The 17,616-nt window shown below is 68.8% G+C and carries 15 protein-coding genes; 4 read left to right on the forward strand and 11 right to left on the reverse strand.

The annotated features are described in order from the left end of the window. Positions 1-18: 18 nt before the first annotated feature. Entirely contained in the window at positions 19-1,116 is a 1,098-nt protein-coding gene (mnmA, locus tag AC25YV_RS08105) for a tRNA 2-thiouridine(34) synthase MnmA (RefSeq protein WP_488123317.1), read from the reverse strand. 52 nt (positions 1,117-1,168) lie between these two features. Continuing rightward, positions 1,169-2,332 carry a cysteine desulfurase family protein gene (locus AC25YV_RS08110; protein ID WP_488123318.1) on the reverse strand — a complete coding sequence of 388 codons (1,164 nt, stop codon included), beginning with the start codon at positions 2,330-2,332 and terminating at the stop codon, positions 1,169-1,171. A gap of 53 nt (positions 2,333-2,385) precedes the next feature. Here AC25YV_RS08110 and glgX point away from each other — a divergent pair, with 53 nt between their 5' ends. The 3 genes from glgX (at position 2,386) to glgB (ending at position 8,793) form a co-directional block, all read left to right on the forward strand. Next, positions 2,386-4,473 (forward strand): glycogen debranching protein GlgX, encoded by a 2,088-nt coding sequence (gene glgX / locus AC25YV_RS08115; protein ID WP_488123319.1) that lies wholly within the window; start codon positions 2,386-2,388, stop codon positions 4,471-4,473. Positions 4,474-4,534: 61 nt separating this feature from the next. Beyond that, positions 4,535-6,622 carry a maltotransferase domain-containing protein gene (locus AC25YV_RS08120; RefSeq protein WP_488123320.1) on the forward strand — a complete coding sequence of 696 codons (2,088 nt, stop codon included), beginning with the start codon at positions 4,535-4,537 and terminating at the stop codon, positions 6,620-6,622. Further along, a complete protein-coding gene (glgB, locus tag AC25YV_RS08125; protein ID WP_488123321.1) occupies positions 6,619-8,793 on the forward strand; it encodes a 1,4-alpha-glucan branching protein GlgB in 2,175 nt (724 codons plus the stop codon). The genes AC25YV_RS08120 and glgB overlap by 4 nt, the downstream gene beginning before the upstream one ends. Positions 8,794-8,802: 9 nt before the next feature. Here glgB and AC25YV_RS08130 read toward each other — a convergent pair whose 3' ends face one another. Continuing rightward, positions 8,803-9,768 carry a tetratricopeptide repeat protein gene (locus AC25YV_RS08130; RefSeq protein ID WP_488123322.1) on the reverse strand — a complete coding sequence of 322 codons (966 nt, stop codon included), beginning with the start codon at positions 9,766-9,768 and terminating at the stop codon, positions 8,803-8,805. Further along, a complete protein-coding gene (locus AC25YV_RS08135) occupies positions 9,765-11,582 on the reverse strand; it encodes a DUF8094 domain-containing protein (RefSeq protein ID WP_488123323.1) in 1,818 nt (605 codons plus the stop codon). The genes AC25YV_RS08130 and AC25YV_RS08135 overlap by 4 nt, the downstream gene beginning before the upstream one ends. A gap of 168 nt (positions 11,583-11,750) precedes the next feature. Here AC25YV_RS08135 and AC25YV_RS08140 point away from each other — a divergent pair, with 168 nt between their 5' ends. Beyond that, complete coding sequence (locus AC25YV_RS08140) at positions 11,751-12,818, forward strand: AI-2E family transporter (RefSeq protein WP_488123324.1); 1,068 nt, start codon at positions 11,751-11,753, stop codon at positions 12,816-12,818. Here the strand turns inward: AC25YV_RS08140 and AC25YV_RS08145 are convergent. The 7 genes from AC25YV_RS08145 to pyrH all read right to left on the reverse strand — a co-directional run bounded on the left by AC25YV_RS08145 (position 12,815) and on the right by pyrH (position 17,571). Beyond that, positions 12,815-13,546 (reverse strand): alpha/beta hydrolase, encoded by a 732-nt coding sequence (locus AC25YV_RS08145; RefSeq protein WP_488123325.1) that lies wholly within the window; start codon positions 13,544-13,546, stop codon positions 12,815-12,817. The two genes, AC25YV_RS08140 and AC25YV_RS08145, sit on opposite strands and share 4 nt — an antisense overlap. A gap of 1 nt (position 13,547) precedes the next feature. Next, positions 13,548-13,832, reverse strand: a complete 285-nt coding sequence (locus tag AC25YV_RS08150; RefSeq protein WP_488123326.1) for a hypothetical protein — start codon at positions 13,830-13,832, stop codon at positions 13,548-13,550. A gap of 10 nt (positions 13,833-13,842) precedes the next feature. Then, positions 13,843-14,556: an aggregation-promoting factor C-terminal-like domain-containing protein gene (locus AC25YV_RS08155; RefSeq protein ID WP_488123327.1), complete on the reverse strand. Its 714-nt coding sequence runs from the start codon at positions 14,554-14,556 to the stop codon at positions 13,843-13,845. A gap of 71 nt (positions 14,557-14,627) precedes the next feature. Continuing rightward, the gene (locus AC25YV_RS08160; RefSeq protein ID WP_488123328.1) at positions 14,628-15,191 is read right to left on the reverse strand and encodes a DivIVA domain-containing protein; all 564 of its coding nucleotides are present in this window, start codon (positions 15,189-15,191) and stop codon (positions 14,628-14,630) included. Further along, positions 15,191-16,240, reverse strand: coding sequence for a phosphatidate cytidylyltransferase (locus AC25YV_RS08165; RefSeq protein ID WP_488123329.1), 1,050 nt, complete (start codon positions 16,238-16,240; stop codon positions 15,191-15,193). Before AC25YV_RS08165 ends, AC25YV_RS08160 begins: the two co-directional genes overlap by 1 nt. 7 nt (positions 16,241-16,247) lie before the next feature. Then, positions 16,248-16,802 (reverse strand): ribosome recycling factor, encoded by a 555-nt coding sequence (gene frr, locus AC25YV_RS08170; protein ID WP_488123330.1) that lies wholly within the window; start codon positions 16,800-16,802, stop codon positions 16,248-16,250. 49 nt (positions 16,803-16,851) lie between these two features. Next, positions 16,852-17,571 carry a UMP kinase gene (gene pyrH, locus AC25YV_RS08175; RefSeq protein ID WP_488123331.1) on the reverse strand — a complete coding sequence of 240 codons (720 nt, stop codon included), beginning with the start codon at positions 17,569-17,571 and terminating at the stop codon, positions 16,852-16,854. Positions 17,572-17,616 lie beyond the last annotated feature (45 nt).

Here is a 17,616-nt window from a genome sequence, read left to right on the forward strand (position 1 = left end):
GAGCGGCCTCCGACGTCGTCAGGATGCGACGGGAACAGCCGACTCTGTGCGGTCGATCGTGAACTGGCCGATGACACGCGTGCCGTCGTAGAGTACGGCGGTCTGCCCCGTCGCCACACCGTCGAACGGCGTCTCGGGGGTGACCGTGAGGCCGTCGTCATCGAGCACGGCGACGGCCGGAACGGGGTCGGCGTGCGCGCGGATCTGCACGTGGCAGGCGAACTCGCCCGCAGGCTGAGGGCGCCCCGCCCACGTGTACCGGTCCCCGCCGATGCGGGCGGTGGCGAGCGCTTCTTTCGGGCCGACGACCACGGTGTTCGAGACGGGACGCACCTCGAGCACGAAACGAGGCTTGCCGTCGGATGCCGGGACCCCGAGCTGCAGTCCGCGGCGCTGGCCGATCGTGAACGCGTGCGCGCCTTCGTGTGAGCCGACGACGTCGCCCGCGCGGTCGACGATGTCGCCGCGCTCGGCGCCGACGCGCTCGGCGAGCCAACCCCGCGTGTCGCCGTCGGGGATGAAGCAGATGTCGTGGCTGTCCGGTTTCTGCGCGACCGTCAGACCGCGGCGCTCGGCCTCGGCCCGGACGAGCGCCTTGGACGGCGTGTCGCCCAGCGGGAAGTACGTGTGCGCGAGCTGCTGCGCCGTGAGCACGCCGAGTACGTAGGACTGGTCCTTCGCGGCATCCGAAGCCCGGTGCAGCTCGAGCCCGTCGGGCCCGTCGATGAGCGTCGCGTAATGCCCTGTGCAGACGGCGTCGAATCCCAGCTCGATGGCGCGTTCGAGCAGGGCTGCGAACTTGATCTTCTCGTTGCAGCGCATGCACGGGTTGGGGGTGCGACCCGCACGGTACTCGGAGACGAAGTCCTCGATGACGTCGTCGCGGAAGCGTTCCGAGAAGTCCCACACGTAGAACGGGATGCCGAGCAGGTCGGCCGCGCGTCGCGCATCCATGGCGTCTTCGATGGTGCAGCAGCCGCGACTGCCGGTGCGCAGCGTGCCGCCGGCCCGTGAGAGGGCGAGGTGCACGCCGACGACCTCGTGCCCCGCCTCGACGGCGCGCGCGGTCGCCACGGCGGAGTCGACTCCCCCGCTCATCGCTGCCAGAATGCGCATCTTTCCAGTCTACGAGCTCGCGGATCGGCGTTCGCTGAGACCACCAGATCCGTCAGCGGGCGGCGCGCGCTCGCTCGACGACCTCGGGAAGCACCGCGAGGACGGCGGCGATGTCAGCGGCGGTCGTCGTGCGGCCGAGTGTGAAACGCAGGACCTCGCGTGCTTCGACGTCGCTGCGACCGAGCGCGCGCACGACGTGCGAGGGCTCGGGCACGCCCGCCTGGCACGCCGAGCCTGTCGACACCGCGATGCCGCGCTGGTCGAGCAGGAACAGCAGGGTCTCCCCCGCGGCCCCGGGGAAGAGCACGTGCGCATTGCCGGGAAGACGAGCCTCTGGATCGCCGAGCAGCTCGGCATCCGGAACAGCCGCGCGGATGCCGCGCACGAGATCATCGCGCAGCGGGGCGAGGCGATCGGCCTCTCGCGTGAGTTCGGCGGTCACCAGCTCGGCAGCGACGGCGAACGCCGCGGCGCCCGCGACGTCCTGCGTTCCGGCGCGCAGCCGGCGCTGCTGCCCGCCGCCGTGCACGAGCGCGGCGATGCGGGCGGTGCGCTCGACGACGAGTGCGCCCGTGCCGACGGGAGCGCCGATCTTGTGCCCCGACACGCTGAGGGCGACGAGGCCCGTCGCTGCCGCAGCATCCCCCCGCCACGCCGAGAACGTGACAGGAACATGCCCCAGCGCGGCGATCGCGTCGAGGTGCAGCGGCACCGCCGCCGCGGCCGCCGTCGCCGAGAGCGCCGCCGCATCGTTGAGGGTGCCCGTCTCGTTCGCCGCCACGAGCGCGGTGGCCAGCGCGGCGCCGGGGAGCGCCGCCTGCCATGCGCTGAGCGGAATGTGCCCGTGCGGGTCGAGGGGCACGGCGCGCACGGTGGCGCCCTGCGAGGCGACGAGCCAGTCGACGACGTCGATCGTCGCGTGGTGCTCGCCGTCGGGCAGAACGAGCGCGTCGTCATCGGGGACGCGCGCCCACCACAGACCCTTGAGGGCGAGGTTGACCGATTCGGTGCCGCCCGAGGTGAACACGACCTCGATGGGGTCGCAGTCCAGCACGACGGCGAGCCGCTCGCGCGACTCCTCGAGAAGGCGCCGCGCGGCCTGACCCCCGCCGTGGATCGATGACGCGTTGCCGACGAGCTCGGCAGCTCGCAGCCATGCGTCGCGCGCTTCGGGGCGCAGGGGCGTCGTCGCCGCGTGATCCAGGTAGACCGTCATGGCCCCTCCCTTCGCGCGCTGGGCACCGTCCGAGCCTTACTACTCTAGAACGCATGCATGACCCGGACGCGCCCGACTCCGCTGTGCCCCCGCGGGGCCTGCTGAGCACTGAACTCGACGGGCTCGGTGTCACGCAGGGACCCGACGGCGGCACCCTGCGCGTGTGGTCGGGGGCTGCCGACTCCGTCGATCTCGTGCTGTTCGACAGCGACGATCTGGACTGGATCACCGACGAGTTGCCCCTTTCGCCCGTCGGCGGCGGCGTGTGGAGCGTGACGACACCGCTGATGCGGCCCGGGGCGCGTTACGCGATCCGTGTCGACGGACCGCACGCGCCGGGTAACACCTTCAACCGGGGGACGCTCCTGGTAGAGCCCTATTCGCGGGGACTGGACAGTGCGGGCTTCGAGGACTGGCGCTCGGTCGTCATCGACGGGGCCTTCGATTGGGGCGGCGTCGGCAAGCCCGCCGTGCCGCTGGATCGCACCGTCATCTACGAAGCCCATCTCAAGGGCCTCACGAAGCGCCACCCACAGGTGCCCACGGCCCTGCACGGCACGTATGCGGGGCTGGGCCACCCGGCCATGATCGAGCACCTCCTGGATCTGGGGGTGACGAGCGTGCAGCTCCTGCCCGTGCACGCGTTCGCGACCGAGCCCCGACTGCTCCAGCACGGCCTCACCAACTATTGGGGCTACAACACCGTCAACTTCTTCACGCCCCACGCCGCCTACGCGAGCGAAGACGCCCGTCGCGACGGCCCCGAAGGGGTTCTGCGCGAATTCAAGGGCATGGTGCGCCTGCTGCACGAGGCAGGGCTCGAGGTGATCCTCGACGTCGTGTTCAATCACACCTCCGAAGAGGGTCTCGGCGGCCCGCGCACGAGCCTGCGGGGCATCGACAATCGCGCGTACTACCGGCAGACCGACGACGGCGCCTACATCGACGTGACCGGATGCGGCAACTCGGTGAACACCGCGACGGATGCTGCTGCGCGACTCGTGCTGGATTCGCTGCGCTACTGGGCGAACGACGTGCAGATCGACGGGTTTCGCTTCGATCTGGCGACGACCCTCGGCCGCGACGCATCCCACGTCTTCACCCCCGATCATCCGCTCCTGCAGGCCATCGTGCACGACCCCGGACTAGCCGGCGTCAAGAAGATCGCCGAACCGTGGGATGTCGGCATGGGCGGATGGCAGACGGGCAATTTCGGCGAGGGCTGGCACGAGTGGAATGACCGGTATCGCGACCGCGTGCGCAACTTCTGGCTCAGCGACGTCGACTACGCGCGCCGCGCTTCGACGTCACCCGTCGGCATCGGCGGCTTCGCGACGCGCCTCGCAGGCTCGTCGAACACGTTCAGCGCTGAGCGGGGCCCGCTCGCAAGCGTCAACTTCGTCACAGCTCACGACGGCTTCACGCTGCGCGACCTCGTGTCGTACGACGTCAAGCACAACCTGGGCAACGGCGAGCAGAATCGCGACGGCGCGGACACGAACCGCTCCTTCAACCACGGCGCAGAGGGCCCGACGGACGACGAGGGCATCCGCGCGACGCGCCGCAAGGCCATGCGCAACCTGCTGGGCACACTGCTGCTGTCCTCGGGCGTCCCGATGCTCACCGCCGGCGACGAGTTCGGTCGCACGCAGCGCGGCAACAACAACGCCTACTGCCACGACTCGCGTCTGACCTGGCTGACGTGGGAGTACGCCCCGTGGCAGCAGGACCTGCACGCGCACGTGCAGCGACTCACCCAGCTGCGCCGTGAGAATCCGGCGCTGCGCCCGAGCCGGTTCGCCCGGCTCGGCGAGCACACGCCGTCGGCGTCGGTCATGGAGTGGTACGACGAGCACGGCGAGACGATGTCGGGAGAGCGCTGGACGGATCCCTCGCACCGCACGCTGCAGTACGTCGCGACGTCGACGCCGGAGACCGAGGAGCCCAATCGCATCCTGCTCATCGTCCACGGCTCCGAACGCCCGATCGAGGTCGCGCTGCCGCATGTCGACGGTGTGACGCGGTTCGTGTCGCTGTGGTCGAGCGTCGATGATCGGCCCGCCGACGAGCATCTCGAACACTCACCCGGCGAGATCCTCCAGATCGGCGGCACCTCCATGCAGCTCTTCCGTGCAGAGTGAGACGCGATCGCCGCAGCACCCCGTCGCGCGCGAGGGCGGTTCCGTTCGATAGGTTCGAACCGTGGTGAAGCCGTCGCGAACCGAACCCTCCCGCCCCTGGCGAAGTGCCGCCGAGATTCCACTGCGGGACTGGCCGGACGACGGGGCGGAGCGCGACACCGTCACGCCCCGCATCCCGCTCTCGCTGGCTCGGCCCGCCGTCCCCGGTGGCCGGTTCCGCCCGAAGGCCTATCACGGCGAGGTCGTGCCGTTCCAGGTCACGGCGTTCCGCGAAGGGCACGACCGCATCGGCGTTCACGTGCGGCTGGTCGCGCCGTCCGGGGCGGCGTCGCTGCACCGCCTGCGTGCTCTCGATGACGGGTTCGACCGCTGGGAGGCGCTCATCGCGCCGCTCGAAGAGGGCATCTGGACGTTCCGGTACGAAGCGTTCGGCGACGACGTCGCCACGTGGCGCCACTCCGCCGATCTGAAGATCGCCGCCGATGTCGATGCGCCCCTCATGCGCGAGAGCGGCGCGCTTCTGTTCGACCGCGCCGCCGCAGAGAAGAGCCGACCCTCCGCCGAGCGCACGGCGCTCCGTACGGCCGCTGCGTCGCTGCGCGATCCGAAGACGACGGATGCCGCCGCGCTGGAGATCGTCCGCGATCCCGCCATCGCGGCGTATTTCGAGGCGCGACCGCTCATGTCGCTGCGGACCGTCGGCGAAGAGCACGCGCTCGTGGTCGAGCGCGAGCGCGCCGGCGTGGGTGCCTGGTACGAGTTCTTCCCGCGGTCAGAAGGCGCCGTACGGCTCGCCGACGGATCCGTGCGCAGCGGCACGTTCCGCACGGCGGCTGAGCGTCTTCCGGCTGTCGCCGCGATGGGCTTCGACGTGCTGTACCTGCCGCCGATCCACCCGATCGGCAGACGCAACCGGAAGGGCCCGAACAACACGCTGGACGCGAAACCGACCGACCCAGGCTCGCCGTGGGCCATCGGGGCCGCAGAAGGCGGGCACGACGCCGTGCATCCCGAACTCGGAACGCTCGAGGACTTCCGCGCGTTCGTGCGCGCCGCCCGCGACGAGGGCATCGAGGTCGCGCTCGACCTCGCGCTGCAGGCTGCGCCCGACCATCCCTGGGTCACGGAGCACCCCGAGTGGTTCACGACGCTTCCCGACGGCACGATTGCGTACGCCGAGAACCCGCCGAAGAAGTACCAGGACATCTACCCGGTCAACTTCGACAACGACCCCGACGGCATCCGTGCCGAGGTGCTTCGCATCGTCGAGCACTGGATCGCGCAGGGCGTCGAGATCTTCCGGGTCGACAATCCGCACACCAAGCCACTGCAGTTCTGGGAGTGGCTCATCCGCACCGTGAACGGGCGGCATCCCGGGGTCGTCTTCCTCGCCGAGGCCTTCACTCGTCCCGCTCCCCTGCAGGCACTCGCAGCGGTCGGATTCCAGCAGAGCTACACCTACTTCACGTGGCGCAACACCAAGCCGGAGCTCGAGGAGTTCCTCGCGTCGCTCGCCGACGAGACCGCCGACTTCCTGCGTCCGAACCTCTTCGTCAATACGCCCGACATCCTGACCGAGTACCTGCAGTTCGGCGGGCGCGCCGCCTATCGCATCCGCGCGGCGATCGCCGCGACGGCCGCCCCGTCCTACGGCGTGTATGCCGGTTACGAGCTCTACGAGAACGTCGCCCGGCCGGGTTCGGAAGAGAACGTCGACAACGAGAAGTACGAGGTGAAGGTGCGCGACTGGGTCGGGGCGCAGACGCGGGGCGATTCGCTTGCTCCCTTCCTGACACGTCTCAACGAGATCCGGCGTGACCACCCGGCGCTGCGTCAGCTGCGCAATCTCACGGTGCACTGGAGCGACGATGACGCGATCCTCGTGTACGCGAAGCACCTGGATGCCGCGCTGTCGCCGACGGGCCGCAGCGACACCATCATCGTCGTCGTCAACGTTGATCCGCACTCCGCACGACAGACCACGGTGCATCTGGACACGACCGTATGGGGTGTCGAGCCGGGGGCGCCCTACGACGTCGAGGACCTCGTGACGGGCGCGACGTGGACCTGGACGGATCACAACTACGTGCGACTGGATGCCTTCACCGAACCCGTGCACATCCTCCACGTCAAGGAGCGCACGTCATGATCGACGACCAGGTTTTCGACGACATCGCAACCGGATCGCACCACGACCCGCACAGCGTGCTGGGGCTGCACCCCGCGGTCGACGACGAGGGCTCCTCAGGCTGGGTCGTCCGCGCTCGGCGTCCGCTGGCGCGCAGCGTCACGGCGGTCTTCGATGATGGCACCCGCGTACCGCTCGAGCATGTGCGCAGCGGCATCTGGGAAGGCACGCGCGGCGGCACGGCGGGAGCGTACGAGCTCGTCGCGCGTTACGACTCCGGTCCCGACCACGTCGCCGATGACCCGTACCGGCACCGTCCGACCCTCGGCGAACTGGATCTGCACCTGATCGGCGAAGGACGCCACGAGGAGCTGTGGCGCGTGCTCGGCTCGCACGTGCGCAACCTCGATGGCGTGACGGGTGTCGCGTTCGCCGTGTGGGCGCCGGACGCTCGCGCCGTTCGCATCGTCGGCGACCTCAACGCGTGGGACGGCCAAAGCCACGCGATGCGTTCGCTGGGCGCGTCGGGTGTGTGGGAGCTGTTCGTTCCGGGCATCGGCCCCGGGACGACCTACAAGTACGAACTGCTCCCGCGACGCGGCGACTGGATCATGAAGGCCGACCCGATGGCGCGGTACGCCGAGGTGCCGCCCGCGACCGCATCGATCGTGACGCAGTCGTCGTACCGCTGGCGCGACCGCGAGTGGATGGTACGGCGCGCGCGGGCGACTCCGCTGACCGAGCCGATGTCGGTGTACGAACTGCACCTCGGATCGTGGCGCCCTGGGCTTTCCTACCGTGCCGCGGCGGATCCGCTGGTCGACTACGTCACGGAGCACGGCTTCACGCACGTGGAGTTCATGCCGCTCGCCGAGCATCCCTTCGGCGGGTCATGGGGATATCAGGTGACGGGGTACTACGCGCCCACGAGCCGGTTCGGCGAGCCCGATGACCTGCGCTACCTGATCGACCGGCTGCATCAGGCGGGCATCGGCGTCATCATGGACTGGGTGCCCGGGCACTTCCCGAAGGATGCCTTCGCTCTCGCCCGGTTCGACGGCGAGCCGCTCTACGAGCACGCCGATCCCCGGCGTGGGGAGCACCGTGACTGGGGCACGTACATCTTCGACTACGGCCGTCGCGAAGTGCGCAACTTCCTCGTCGCCAACGCGCTGTACTGGTTCGAGGAGTTCCACGTCGACGGGCTGCGCGTCGACGCGGTCGCCTCGATGATCTATCTCGACTATTCGCGCGAGCCGGGCGATTGGGAACCCAACGTGCACGGCGGGCGCGAGAACCTCGAGGCCATCGCCTTCCTGCAGGAGGTCAACGCGACGGCCTACCGGCGCTACCCCGGAATCGCGATGATCGCCGAGGAGTCGACGAGCTTTCCCGGGGTCACGACCCCCACTCACCAAGCAGGGCTCGGGTTCGGGTTCAAGTGGAACATGGGCTGGATGAACGACTCACTCCAGTACATCTCCCGTGATCCGCTCCACCGATCGCATCACGAGGGGGAGCTGACGTTCTCGTTCGTCTACGCCTTCAGCGAGCACTACATGCTTCCGATCAGCCACGACGAGGTCGTGCACGGCAAGGGCAGTCTGTTCGGACGGATGCCAGGCGACCACTGGCAGAAACTCGCCAACATGCGGGCGTACCTGGCCTACATGTGGGGGCATCCCGGCAAGCAGCTGCTGTTCATGGGACAGGAGTTCGGTCAGCTCTCTGAGTGGTCCGAAAGCCGCGGACTGGACTGGTGGATCCTCGAGCAGCCCTCGCACGCGCAGTTGCTGACGTTCGTCGGCTCGCTCAATCGCACGTATCGGGCCGAGCCCGCGCTGTGGTCACGCGACAGCGACAGCGCCGCGTTCGCGCGCATCGGGGGCCCGAGCTGGAACCCCGACGTCATCGCATTCACCCGCCGAGACGGTCACGGGACGACGGTCGCGGTCGTGTGCAACTTCTCGGGCACCCCTCTCGTCGGGTACCGACTGGATCTGCCCGGGCACGGCGTCTGGCACGAGATCCTCAACACCGACGCGCTCGAATTCGGCGGGTCCGGGGCCGGTAACGGCGGGATCGTGCACGCCGATGCCGACGGTCACGCGTCGCTCACTCTGCCGCCCCTGGGGGTGCTGTGGCTGCGTCACGAGCCGGAGAAGCACCTTCCCACGGCCGCGCGCGGCTGAAGCCGGGCGTCAGAACATCAAGTTGGCCAGTCGGCCCCGAGCGCGCAGCACGCGCGCGTCGGCATCGCCGACGAGCCCGAAGAGCTCGAGCAGCCGCTCGCGCACAGGGCTGCGCTCGTCGGACGGCAACGTCGCGAAGAGCTCGAGCAGCCGCTCGAACGCATCGTCGACGTGCCCACCCGTCATATCGAGATCGGCGACGGCGAACTGCGCCGCGATGTCCCTCGGAGCCGCCGCGGCAGCAGCGCGTGCCTCCTGCAGATCGAGATCCTTGACCCGATCGAGCAGCCGCACCTGACCGAGCCCGGCACGCGCCTCGGCGTCGCGGGGGTTCTCGCTGAGCGCCTGCTCGTAGGCGGCGATCGCGCGGGGGTAGTCGCCCTCTTCGATCGCCGCGAAGGCCTCGGCGTGCAGCGGCGGCAAGGGCGGCTCGACCGCTTCGGCGGGTGTGTCGGCGCCGTCGGCGGAATCGCCCACCGGGACCGTGCCCGTCACGCCGTTCTGCGCCGCCAACTGCAGCAGCTGGGCGAAGACGTCGCGCACCTGCTGCTCGGGAACGGCGCCCGTGAACAGGGGAACCGGCTGACCGCCGACGAGAGCGAGCACCATCGGGATGGACTGCGCGCGGAAGGCCTGTGCCAGCTGCGGGTTTGCGTCGACGTCGACCTTGCCGAGCACCAGCTTGCCGGCGAGTTCGGCGACGACGCGTTCAAGGATCGGGCTGAGCTGCTTGCACGGCCCGCACCACTCGGCCCACAGGTCGATGACGACCGGGACGGTGCGCGACAGCTCGAGCACCTGCGGGAACGTGGCATCCGTCACATCGAAGACGAGCGACGGGGTCGAGGGCGCGGCCCCCGCGCCGGTGGCGGCGCCGGCGCCGGCGCCGGCGGGCGGCGCCGCCGCCGGGCGGTTGCGCAGGGCGGACAGATCGACGGCGCCGCGCATGGCCGCGGGCGGTGTGGGGTTGCTCAACTGATCACCTTCGCATCGAGGATTGCCGAGCCGTAGCCCAGAAGACGGATCTTCTCGGACGAGCCCTGGCCGGGGACGTAGAAGAACAGCTGGTCGCTGTACGTCGTGCTGAAGCCCGTCGAAGACTGCTCAGCCCCCGCGAGGGTCTGCACGGTCGGGTTCGTGTCGAGCTTGATGACGGCGTCGGTGTTGGTCGGCTTGACCGTGTCGACTTCGTGGATGTTCACCGCGACGATGGCGCCGCTTTCGAGAGTGGCGATGGCGAACGGCTCCTCGGTGCCGGGGACGGCGTCGAACGCGAGGCTTCCCGTGTTCGTCGCCGTCTCGTTGAAGGCGTCGATGCGTGCCTGCCGGTCGGCCGCGATGCTCGTGCGGAACTGGTCGCCCTCTGAATCGAACAGCCCGGCGAACTCGCTCTCGTCGCCGTTGTCGACGATGTCGGCGTACGCGGCGGCCAGCTTGTCGGGGGGCAGGATCAGGAAGGACGAGTCCGGCGGGATCTGCGAAGCACCGACGTACGAGGCGGCCAGGTCGGGCATGAGCGTCGCCGCTTCGAGGTTCGCCTGATACGTGATCTTGTACGGCGCCCAAGGATCGGCCTGCGTCATGATCATGATGCTCGAGGTCTTCGATTCCTCATCATCGACGACGGCCATCGCCGACCGCGGCCAGCCGTCGTATGCCTGCGGCAGCAGGATCTCGACCGGCTTGGTGATGATGGGCTGCGGAGCGGCGTAGTCGGGGATCGCACCGCGGAGCTTGTAGTTGGTGGTGCGGGTCGCAAGCACCGCGCCGTCCAGTCGTGTCGCGGCGAGGGCGGGGTCCATCGCGGCGTCGGCTTCGGCAACCGTCTCGCCGATGCGGGAGAGGATCCGCTCTGCTTGCGCCTTCGTGACCGCAGGGGCCTGCTGGCCCTCAGGAACGATGACCGTCGGCGTCGGGGTCGGGGTCGGGGAATCACTCAGCTGCGGCCACGCGTCCGCGCTGCACCCCGAGAACAGCAGCGCCGAGATCGCCACGGCGGGGATGGCCACGAAAGCGCGTCGCCCGCGCGCCACAGGCTTGGGCTTGGGCTCTCCCGCGGAGATGACGCCCTTGTCGGGCTCGTCGAGGGTGAGGTCGATCGGTTCGGTCACAGGCATGGGCAGGCCCTTGCGCCGCGGTCCGCGGGCGCGTCGCGCGTGCAGGATCCCGAGGATGTAGAAGACGATGCCCGCCGCCATGAAGATGCCACCCACAGTCATGAGGGGTCCTGCCCACGGCGTGCTGTTGTCGATGGGCCAGGAGATCGAGATGCTCGACGGCGCCGGCTGGGTGCCGTCAGTCGCGACCAGGACGCTCATCTCGGCAGGAAGCTGCAGCGGGGCGATGAGCACGTCACTCTCGAGGAACTCGTCGAGCCACAGGTCAGAACCGATCGGAGACCGCGCGGGTGCGCTCTCGGCTTCGTCGGTCGTGGCGGCCTCGTCGGCCTCGCCGACCGCGGGCGCTTCGGGCTCGACAAGCTCGACGACCGGTGTGCCGTCGCTGTCGAGCGAGACGCTGTTGTACGGCGTGTCAGCGAGCCACGCGACCATGTCGGCGGTCCGTCCGTACGCCGCGAAGATCTCACCGGGAGCCTGTGTACGCAGCGTCTGGGTCCCCGGCATAGAGCCGAGCACTTCGCCGTCCACGAGCAGATACGGGGCCTCTTCGCTGGCCGAGATGGCCGTGGTGACCGTCTTCGCTCCCTGGAAAACCGTGCGCTGAGCAATGCCCGCACCGATCAGCACGGCGGCAAGGACGAATGCCGCCACAGCCCAAACGAAACGCACGAAAAACACCCTCCTCCGGATCCACACCTGGCCTGGCGAACCCACGAACCGACATCCCAGACTAGCGAAACACGGCTGGACATCGACCGAGAGGGAGCAATCCTGTGGCTGAGGGTCTGCACTGCGTATCCTTACGAAAGCAACCGCACGAAAGGTGGGACGCCGACGATGAAAGTGCACAACCCATTCCGCACGGCGTTCGTCGCCACACTGGGGGTCGGCCTCGGTCTCCTGCTCATCGGGAGCATCGAGAACCTCTCGACGATCCTGCTCTTGGTCGGAACGGCACTGTTCCTGTCGCTGGGCCTTGACCCCGTCGTGGGCTGGTTCGAGCGGCGCAAGATGCCGCGGTGGGCGGCCGTCCTGATCACCATCGTCCTCGTGCTCGCACTGTTCGCCGGCATCGTGCTTCTTGTGCTCCCGATCATCCTGGGGCAGATCGCGCAGCTCATCGAGGTCGTTTCGGACTACCTCTTCAGCCGCGACTTCCCCCAATTCCTCCAAGAGACCACCGCCTGGCTGCAGTCGATCTTCCCTGGGCTGGACCCCGCGTTCATCATGGACGTGTTCGACAACGTCGAATCCTGGCTCATGGACAACTGGGGATCGATCACGGGTGGCGTCATCGGCGCGGGCATGACGATCGTCGCCGGCCTCATGGGCGCGTTCATCGTCCTGATCCTCACGATCTACCTGACCGCGTCCACGCCGAGCCTGAAGCGCTCCGTGTACCAGCTGGTGCCGGCCTCCAAGCGTGAGCGATTCATCGACCTCAGCGAGCAGATCACCGATTCGGTGGGCTTCTACGTCATCGGTCAGCTGAGCCTCGGCGTCATCAACGGCATCCTGAGCGCGATCTTCCTGACGATCATCCAGGCGCCGTTCCCGGCCGTGCTCGCGGTCGTCGCGTTCTTCTTCTCGCTCATCCCGCTGGTGGGCACCCTGACGGGTTCGACCATCATCGTGCTGACGTGCCTCATCCCGGGACTCGGCTCCCCCGCCACCGCCATCACGGCGGCCATCTGGTACCTCATCTACATGCAGGTGGAGGCGTACATCCTCTCACCGCGCATCATGAACCGCGCCGTCTCGGTGCCTGGCGCCGTCGTCGTCATCGCCGCCCTCGCGGGCGGCTCGCTTCTGGGCCTGCTCGGGGCGCTCATCGCGATCCCCGTCGCCGCGAGTCTGCTCATCATCTACCGGCAGGTGGTCATACCCCGGATGAACGAGCGCTAGCTGCTCTGCGCGCCGTCGGCGGCGTCCCACGTCGTCGGAAGCGGCAGCGCGTCGGGGTTGACGGCTGCCACGATCTCGGTGAGGACGCGACGGGTCTGGTTTTCGCCGACCCAGAGGTGCTTGCCGCCCTCGACAGCGATGAGCTCGGCCTCCGGGACGCTCGCGAACCTCTCGGCGGCGGCTGCGGGTCGCAGATAGTCGTCGAGCTCCGGCACGAGGATGACGAGCTTGCGCAGGTCCCCGTGCCACGCCGCGACCTCGTCCGGCGTCGCGCGATGCAGCGGAGGCGACAGCAGCACAGCACCCTCGATGTCATGATCGCGCCCGTACTTCAGGGCGAGCTCCGTGCCGAAGGACCAGCCGACGAACCACGGCCGGGGAAGCCCGCGTTCGGCGACGAACGCCATGGCGGCTGCCACATCGAACGCTTCGGTCGCCCCGCCGTCGAACGATCCTTCGCTCGTGCCGCGCGCAGACGTCGTGCCGCGCGTGTTGAAGCGCAGCACGGCGAGGTCGGCGAGGGCCGGAAGACGCCCGGCGGCCTTGCGCAGGATGTGCGAATCCATGAAACCGCCCGCTGTCGGCAAGGGGTGAAGCGTCACGAGCGTTGCGACGGGGTCGTGCTCGGGCGGCAGCGCGAGCTCGCCGACGAGCGTCAGCCCATCGATCGTCTGCAGTTCGATGTCCTCGCGCCGTGCGGGGAGCATGATCGGTCCGCGGATCTCCATGTCAGCTGATCCTCCAGCAGTGTTCGTGCCAATGTCGGCGTGCGGCCAGATCGGCCGCATCGCCCATGACTCCGCCCGTGCGCCACGCGACGACGTGGCCCGTGCCGGCGTCGATCGTGCGGCCGCATCCGGGGCACGTATACGCCTTCAGCGACTTCGCTGCCGCGACGGGCTGGACGGTCCACTCGGCGCCACGGCGGGTTTCGGTGCGCTTCCACCCGGCCAGGAGTCGCTCGAACGACTCGTCGCCGCCTTGTTCGCGTCGACGACGATTGGATCGGGGCATCGTCGGCGACCTACCACCAATGATTGCGGAGCCAGAAGTCGTGCGCTCCCGCCCAGCTGCCGTAACGCCCCGTCGCGTAGCCGTTGGCCCACGTCAGGTTGACGACCGGGTCGTAGGCGTTCGCGAGCTTGCTGCAGGGGTATACCTGCACGAGCCCGCACGCGCCGGAGGAGCGGTTCGTCGCGCTGGGGTTCCAGCCGCTCTCACGCCCGACGATGAAGTTGACGTATCCCCAGTCGGCCTCGGCGATGCCCGCCGCCGCCATCCACTCGGCGGGCGACCCCCCACCGGTGTAGACAGGCGGCGCCGCGGGCGCGGCAGGAGCGCTGCCCTCGCCTGCCGACGTCGTCGGGGTCGGGGTCGGCTTGGGGGTGACATAGACCGAATAGCCGTCGCGGCCCAGATCGATGAGCCCCTCGGCCTCGGCGGCGCTGGCCGTCATGACACCCTCATACGTCTGCACGTGCTCGAGCGAGGCGGCGTACAGCGATGACGGCGGCTCCTCCGCGTTCGCTTGCGAGATGGCCATACCGGCCGTGCCCGCGTAGGCGGCGACGAAGCCGACCGCGGCGAAGGCCGCGAAGACCCCGAGAACGCCCCGTCGCCGTGACCAGCGCGGCGTCGTGGAGGAAGATGTGCGTGCCGGCGGCGACACGTCGGCAACGGTCGCGACGTCCCGGCGGGCGGATCGCCGCGCGCGGATCATCTCATGGCCGTCAGTCACAGTGCCGCCGAGTCTACCGGCCGGTTCTGCGGCATGCCATTCGCCCGCGGATGCCGCTCATGAGGGTGCTCTCACGCAACAGCGAGCATCACTTCGACGACGGCGTCGAGGGCGGCGTCGACCTGCACTTCGCGGTATCCCCCGCGCTGCATGCGGAACGCGACCGAGCGCACCTGCTCGACCGTCAGCGGATCTCCCCGCTCGAGGTAGCGTGCCAGCTTGTCCGCCACGAGATCCACCTCGTCGACCCGATAGCCGTACCGCAGAAACCCCACCGTCGCGAAGCGCTGGCCCCGCGGACGAGACAGCCTGTCCAGCACGACCTGCGCCGTCTCGCGCGCCTGTTCGACCCACGCTTCGGGACCCAAGCGTGCGAGCGCCGCTTCTCGCTCGCGCACAGCGAAGGCGTCTTCGATCCGGCTGAGCGCCGCGTCGACGGCCGCGATGGCGTAGCCCTTGCGCACGAGGGGGAACGCGACCTGGCGCACCTCGGCCGCCGTGGTCCGGCCCGGGTCGTCGTCTTCGAATGCCCGGCGGGCGCGCGCGAGGAACGCATCGACGGCACGCTTCTCGTAGCCCTTCGAGCGGCCGCGGCTCTGCGGGAAAGCGGCCTGCGTCTTGTCGGTCGTCGTCATCAGGCCACCAGCGGTGTGAAGAGGTAGTAGAGCGCAAGCGCCGCCGTGGCGGACGGCAGGATCGAGTCGAGCCGATCGAGCACTCCCCCGTGTCCGGGAAGCCACGAGCTCATGTCCTTGATGCCGAGGTCGCGCTTGATCATGGATTCACCGAGATCGCCGATCGTCGCGGTCGCGAGGATGACGAGACCGAAGATGACGCCCATCCACCAGTCGATGTTGATCATGAACAGTGCGAGCAGCACGCCCGCGACCACGGAAGCGACGACGGCGCCGGCGAAGCCCTCCCACGTCTTCTTGGGGCTGATACGAGGCGCCATGGGGTGACGGCCGAAGCTGATGCCGGCAACGTAGGCGCCGGTGTCCGAGGCGACAGCGACGATGATGAATCCGAGGACCCACCATTCGCCGCCGTCCTGCCGCAGCAGGACGAGCGCGAGGCTCGCGAGGATCGGCACGTAGAACTGCACGAAGGCGCCGACGAGGACGTCGGTGAGAACGTCGCCGTACGTGCGCCCATCGTTCGCCGTCATCTGCGCGACGAGCCGCCAGATGACGACCACCGCGACGGCGACGAAGATGACGACCCACAGCAGCCACGACTCGAGGAAGTAACCGGCCGCGATGATCGCGGTGGCCGCGATGAGCTGTGGTGCGACGTCGATGCGTCGACCGGCAGAGATGAGGGCGCGCGAGAACTCGAAAACGGCAAGGAGGACGGCCGCGAGGGCGAAGACGGCGAAGCCCCACGTGAACAGCAGCAGCGACGCCAGGAGTACCCCGCCGATCGCCACGGCGATGACGATCGCGACGAGCAGATCACGCCCCGTACGCTGCTTGATGCGCTCGTTCACCTCTTCGAACTCGGTGCGCGCGTGCGCGATCTGGTTCTCGAACTCGCTGCGCGCAGCCCGCACGTGCGATTGGAAGACCGCCGTGGGGTCTGGCTCGTCGCCGAGCTGCCGGCGCGACTGCGCGGCATCTTTCCGCGTCTGCGGCGGCACCGGAGCTGAGGAGCCTCCCGGTTCTGATCCGGATGCCTCGGTCATGGGTTCCTCAGACCTCGAGCAGCTCTGTCTCTTTGCGCTTGAGCGCCTCGTCGATCGCGTCGACGTGGGTACGCGTGAGCGCATCGAGGTCTTTCTCTGCCCGAGCGAGCTCGTCTTCGCCGATGTCGCTCTTGAGCGCGTCGAGCTCGTCCTTCGTCTTGCGCCGCAGCCCGCGCACGTGGACCTTGGCGTCTTCTCCCTTGCTGCGCACGAGCTTGACGTACTCCTTGCGACGCTCCTCGGTGAGCTCGGGCATCGTGACACGCACGAGATTGCCGTCGTTGGTGGGGTTCGCCCCGAGGTTCGGCTGGTCGCGGATGGCCTGCTCGATGGCCTTCAGCGCCGACTTGTCGTACGGCGTGACGACGATCGTGCGCGCCTCGATGTTGTTGATCGAAGCGAGCTGCGCAAGCGGCGTCGGCGTTCCGTAGTAGTCCACGAGGATCTTCTGGAAGAGCTGAGGGTTCGCACGACCGGTGCGCACCGTTGCGAAGTCCTCCTTCGCGGCCTCGACGGCGCGGTCCATGCGCGTTCCGGCTTCGGCCAAGACGTCCGCGATCACAGTGTCTCCTTCGCGTTGGGGGCGAGGCAAGTCTATCGGCGAGACCCGGTCATGCCGTGACGAGCGTGCCGATCGATTCGCCGATCAGGGCTCGCGTGACGTTTCCGGCCGGCTCCATGCCGAAGACGCGCATGTCCATCTTGTTGTCCATGCACAGGCTGAACGCCGTGGAGTCCACGACCTTGAGTCCGCGCTGAAGCGCGTCGAGGTAGGTGATCCGGTCGAGCTTCGTCGCCGAGGCGTCCTTCTTCGGATCGGCCGTGTAAACGCCGTCGACGCCGTTCTTGGCCACGAGGACCTCTTGCGCGCCGATCTCGAGCGCGCGCTGGGCTGCGACGGTGTCCGTGGAGAAGTACGGAAGACCCGCGCCCGCGCCGAAGATCACGACGCGGCCCTTCTCCATGTGACGCTCGGCGCGCAGCGGGATGTAGGACTCCGCGACCTGCGTCATCGAGATCGCCGACTGCACGCGCGTCGCGGCGCCGGCCTGCTCGAGGAAGTCCTGCAGCGCAAGCGCATTCATGACGGTGCCGAGCATGCCCATGTAGTCGGCCCGGCCGCGGTCCATGCCGCGCTGGCTCAGTTCGGCACCGCGGAAGAAGTTGCCTCCGCCGACCACGATCGCGATCTCGACCCGATCCACCGCCGCGGCGATCTCGCGCGCGATCTGGCTCACGACGTCCGGGTTGACCCCCAGCTGCCCCGCTCCGAATGCTTCTCCCGACAGCTTCAGAAGGACGCGCCGGCGCCCCGTGGCTTCATCGATCACTCTGTTCCTCTCGCCGTTGTACAAACTACCTCCCCCGGTCGGGGG

The sequence above is a fragment of the Microbacterium sp. Y832 genome (genome assembly GCF_057669765.1).

Excerpts from the sequence above, each read along its gene's own strand:
- AC25YV_RS08140 (WP_488123324.1), top strand. The coding sequence starts at position 11,751 with ATGAAAGTGCACAACCCATTCCGCACGGCGTTCGTCGCCACACTGGGG.
- AC25YV_RS08145 (WP_488123325.1), bottom strand. The coding sequence starts at position 13,546 with ATGGAGATCCGCGGACCGATCATGCTCCCCGCACGGCGCGAGGACATC.
- AC25YV_RS08150 (WP_488123326.1), bottom strand. The coding sequence starts at position 13,832 with ATGCCCCGATCCAATCGTCGTCGACGCGAACAAGGCGGCGACGAGTCG.
- glgB (WP_488123321.1), top strand. The coding sequence starts at position 6,619 with ATGATCGACGACCAGGTTTTCGACGACATCGCAACCGGATCGCACCAC.
- AC25YV_RS08165 (WP_488123329.1), bottom strand. The coding sequence starts at position 16,240 with ATGACCGAGGCATCCGGATCAGAACCGGGAGGCTCCTCAGCTCCGGTG.
- AC25YV_RS08110 (WP_488123318.1), bottom strand. The coding sequence starts at position 2,332 with ATGACGGTCTACCTGGATCACGCGGCGACGACGCCCCTGCGCCCCGAA.
- AC25YV_RS08160 (WP_488123328.1), bottom strand. The coding sequence starts at position 15,191 with ATGACGACGACCGACAAGACGCAGGCCGCTTTCCCGCAGAGCCGCGGC.
- mnmA (WP_488123317.1), bottom strand. The coding sequence starts at position 1,116 with ATGCGCATTCTGGCAGCGATGAGCGGGGGAGTCGACTCCGCCGTGGCG.
- glgX (WP_488123319.1), top strand. The coding sequence starts at position 2,386 with ATGCATGACCCGGACGCGCCCGACTCCGCTGTGCCCCCGCGGGGCCTG.